Below are 4154 nucleotides of genomic sequence, written 5' to 3'. Positions count from 1 at the left end.
CACCCCTTCCCATCCCGAACAGGACCGTGAAACGACTCTACGCCGATGATAGTGCTGCAACCAGTGTGAAAGTAGGTTATCGTCAAGCTAGTTATATAAAAAAATCCTCTATCAGAGCTCCTGGTAGGGGATTTTTTGCATTTCGGGCGATATACTCCACATTCCATTATTAATGTGGCAAAAGCCCTATCCCCAATGAAATTCTCAGAACTAAAGCTGGCTCACCGCTTCGCTTTATTAATGGCGATTATCGTCGCCGGTTTTGCTGTCTACGGTGCGTGGTCGTTCAAGGTACTTGATCAACTGAAGGTCAACGGCCCGATTTATCAGCGGGTGGTGCAAGGCAAGGACCTGATCGCGGATATCTTGCCCCCGCCCGAATACATCATTGAATCCTATCTGGTCTCGCTGCAGGCCGTGAGCGCGCCGCCGGCCGAGCGCAAAGCACTGCTCGACAATCTCAAATCCCTCAAGAACGACTACGACACGCGCCACCTCTTCTGGACCAAGGAAGTGCTGGAAGACGACATCAAGGACTTGCTGCTGAACGGTGCCGATAAACCGGCGCAGGAGTTCTATCAGGTCGCCTTCACACAATTCGTGCCAGCGCTGGAAAAGGACGACACGGCAGCTGCCGCCGCCGCATTGGACATCATGAAGCAGCGCTACGCGCAGCATCGCGCCGCCATCAATCAGCTGGTGGAGCGCGCCACCAGGCGCAATGCCGATGATGAGGCTTACGCCAAATCGCAAATCGCGTCCTCGTCGGCTGTGATGCTGGCGATCCTGCTCGGCTCCGTGGGCCTGGCCGCCGCTGTGCTGTATGCGCTGGCGCGCAGCCTGATGTCGCAGCTGGGTGGCGAGCCGCGCTACGCCGCCGACATTGCCGGTAGTATCGCCTCCGGTGACCTTGGTGTGAAAATCCACACCGCGCCGCGCGACCAGCATAGCTTGCTGGCCGCGATGAAAGCCATGCAGGATGGATTAAGCAATATCGTCGGCCAGATTCGCAGCGGCACCGGGACGATTGCCAGCGCTTCGGTGCAGATCGCATCCGGCAACCATGACCTGTCGGCGCGCACGGAAGCGCAAGCCTCGGCGCTGGAGCAGACCACTTCGTCGGTGGAAGCGTTGACGGATGCGGTCAAGCACAACGCCGGCAATGCGCGCCAGGCGCAGCAGCTTGCGATTTCTGCATCCGAAGTGGCGGTGCGCGGCGGTGCGGTAGTAGCGCAGGTGGTGGATACGATGGGGGCGATTAATAGCTCGTCGAAGAAAATCGTCGACATCATTGCTGTCATCGATGGCATCGCCTTCCAGACCAATATCCTGGCGCTGAATGCTGCCGTCGAAGCAGCGCGCGCTGGCGAACAGGGACGAGGCTTTGCTGTGGTGGCAACCGAGGTGCGCAACCTGGCGCAGCGTTCATCCGCCGCAGCCAAGGAGATCAAGGCGCTGATCGACAACTCGGTCGAGACGGTCGATGCGGGCGCGCGCCTGGTGAGCGAAGCCGGGGCCACGATGAATGAAGTGGTCAGCAGCGTACGCCGCGTGACGGACATCATCAGCGACATCAGCGCCGCCAGCGACGAGCAGACCACTGGCATCGAGCAAATCAGCCATGCGATCCGCCAGATGGATGGCGTGACACAGCAAAATGCCGCGCTGGTCGAGGAGGCTGCCGCCGCCGCGCATAGCATGCAGGATCAGGCGCGGCACCTGTCGGCGGCGGTCAGCACGTTCAAGCTGTCGGCTTAGAACTGATACAGCGCACTGGCGCCAAGCAGCCAGTTGCGCTGCGGCGCCGCTTCGTAATAGCGCTTGTTGGCATCGCCAACGATCACTGAGCCGACATAACTTTTATCGAGCAGATTATTCAGGCGCGCGTACTGCTTGAAGCGCCAGCCACCCCATTGCTGGCGCGCCGTCACGCGCGCATTCAGCAGGCCATATCCCGGCGCCGCCTTGTCCGTATTACTGTCTTCAACGTAGATCTTGCCGACAGCGACTGCCTCCAGCGCCGCGCCGAAGTGGCCGGCGTTTTCCTGCCAGGCCAGCTCTCCGTAGGCATTCGCCTTCGGTACGCCAGGCAGGCGGCTGCCTTCCAGTACATTGTTAAAGCCTTCGTCGTAGACCGCGCGCAAAGTGGTCAGCGCCACGCGTGTGCTCAAGCCATAACGCCAGGTGGATTCCAGCGATAGCTCGGCGCCCTGGCGCAGTGTCTTGCCGCCATTGCGGTAGCTGGTGCGGCCGCCACTGGCGACATCGACTACCAGCTCGTCATCGGTCTTCACCTGGAAGACGGCAGCATTGATGCGCGTACCACCATCAAGGCGCGCTTTGACGCCTGCCTCCAGATGCTTGCTGTGTGCTGGCCGCAAGCGGAAATTGAAACCGTTGCCGGCGCCGGAGTAAAACAGCTCGTTCAGGGTTGGCGTCTCGAAGCCGCGCGCCGCGCTCGCGTACAGATTGAGTTGCGGCGTCACGCGATACAGCACGCCTGCCACTGGCGTGGTGTGGCTGTAGCTGAGCGAGCCGCTATCGTTGCCGTTGGCGAGAAAATGATCGTCAACCGAGATCTTCACACGGCTATGCCGTACGCCAGCGCTGAGCTGCCACGCGCCGCTGTCCCATTCGGTTTGCAGGTAGGGATCGAGATTGCTGACGGTGTCGTCTTCATCGCGGCGCAGTCTGCCTTTGACGCCGAACTGATTGCCGATGAAGTTTTCAAAGCCCTGGCGCGCGTCTTTCGAGCGGCCGTATTCCACGCCGGCGGTGGTGGTCAATGTGCCGGCAGCCAGCTGCCGCACATTGGTCCAGTTGATCTCCGCACCGTAGAAGTCGCGCGCGAAATCCACCACGCCGCCGGAATGCGTCGTCGGCGCCTGGAACGCTTTTGAGAAGGACTGATACTGGATCACTTCGCGATTGCCACCATACGCGGTCACGCGTAAACGGTCATCGCCGAAGCGCTGCTCCCACGTTGCGCCCACCTGTTTGTGGTCGATGCTTTTGCGCGTATCGTAGCGATCGGCCAGCGTACGCTTGGGTGTTTGCGTGTCGGTGGTGTCGATCTCGCCGGCGCGTGGATCGCGCTGATAGCTTGCCCAGCTGACGCCAAGCGCATCCTGCGTGTCATCCTGGCGCAGCGCGTTGGCGACGATGCTCAGTTTGGCGCCGTCGACAGGATTCAGCGTCAGCTTGGCAAAGGCCTGGTCGCGTGTTGCGGCGCTGTGTGCGCGATAGCCATCGGTGTCGAAGCGCGACGCATCCAGCACATAGCCTACGCCACCTTGCTTGCCTTGCGCATTGAGATCGGTCTTGCGCGTGCCATAGCTGCCGGCGCTGACATTCAGCTCTACTAACGGCGCGCCTTCGCCGTCCCGGGTGAACAACTGGATCACACCACCGGAATGATTGCCATAGATTGCAGAGTAGGGGCCGCGCAGCACTTCGATGCGTTCCGCCATATCCAGATTGAAGGTGGCGGCCTGACCCTGGCCATCCGGCATGCTGGCCGGGATGCCGTCGGTGATCAGATGCACGCCGCGCACGCCAAACGCCGAGCGCGCGCCAAAGCCGCGTGAAGAGATTTGCAGATCCTGCGCGTAGTTCTGACGGTTCTGCACCACCAGGCCAGGCACTGCCGCCAATGCTTCGGATACGTTGACGCGGGGCTGGCTGTCATCCGGCGTCACCGCATCAATGGAGGCAGGCACATCAAAGCTTGAGCGCTCGTTGCGCGTACCGCTGATGACGACAACAGGCGCCTCGACGGCAGCGGCGGCAAGAAGGGCAAGGAGGAGCAAAATAGACTTTCGTGGAATGGTGAAAACGAAATATAACAAAGGCCTTGTCAGATGAGCGCCGCCTTGTTATGATTCTGTCCCTCGCGAAACGATGTATCTGATACAGAGCGAAACGAGAAAAAAGAAGAGCTTGACGAGATGGTTGTAATGCTTCATAATCTTGCCTCTTCGCTGATGAACAAAACGCTTCTTCAGCTGGCAATACAGAATGATCTTTAAAAATTAACAGTCGATAAGTGTGGGCATTTGGTGCTGCAACAAAAAGCATTAAATGCTCAACAAAGAAATATTCAGTAGAAATACTGTCAGTATTTTTGAGAAGAGCGAACCAGTGACCAGCAGTGG

At 59.2% G+C, this 4154-nt stretch carries 3 protein-coding genes; 1 reads left to right on the top strand and 2 read right to left on the bottom strand.

The genetic code is table 11. From position 1 onward, the window contains the following. Window positions 1–240: 240 nt before the first annotated feature. On the top strand, window positions 241–1758 hold the full coding sequence (locus BLS51_RS30550; RefSeq protein ID WP_304529052.1) for a methyl-accepting chemotaxis protein: 1518 nt from the start codon (window positions 241–243) through the stop codon (window positions 1756–1758). Here the strand turns inward: BLS51_RS30550 and BLS51_RS29080 are convergent. Both BLS51_RS29080 and BLS51_RS30395 read right to left on the bottom strand, forming a co-directional pair. Continuing rightward, complete coding sequence (locus tag BLS51_RS29080) at window positions 1755–3719, bottom strand: TonB-dependent receptor family protein (protein ID WP_373994428.1); 1965 nt, start codon at window positions 3717–3719, stop codon at window positions 1755–1757. The two genes, BLS51_RS30550 and BLS51_RS29080, sit on opposite strands and share 4 nt — an antisense overlap. A gap of 1 nt (window position 3720) precedes the next feature. Then, the coding region (locus BLS51_RS30395; protein WP_229208078.1) for a hypothetical protein at window positions 3721–4154 on the bottom strand (434 nt) is incomplete at its 5' end.

It is taken from the genome of Duganella sp. OV510, from assembly GCF_900100205.1.
Lineage (GTDB): Bacteria > Pseudomonadota > Gammaproteobacteria > Burkholderiales > Burkholderiaceae_D > Rugamonas.
The sequence above is the reverse complement of the archived record's forward strand: the minus strand, read 5'-3'. Positions and strand labels throughout refer to the sequence as shown.

Coding starts and splice junctions, on each gene's coding strand:
- BLS51_RS30550 (WP_304529052.1), top strand. CDS start 241: ATGGCGATTATCGTCGCCGGTTTTGCTGTCTACGGTGCGTGGTCGTTC.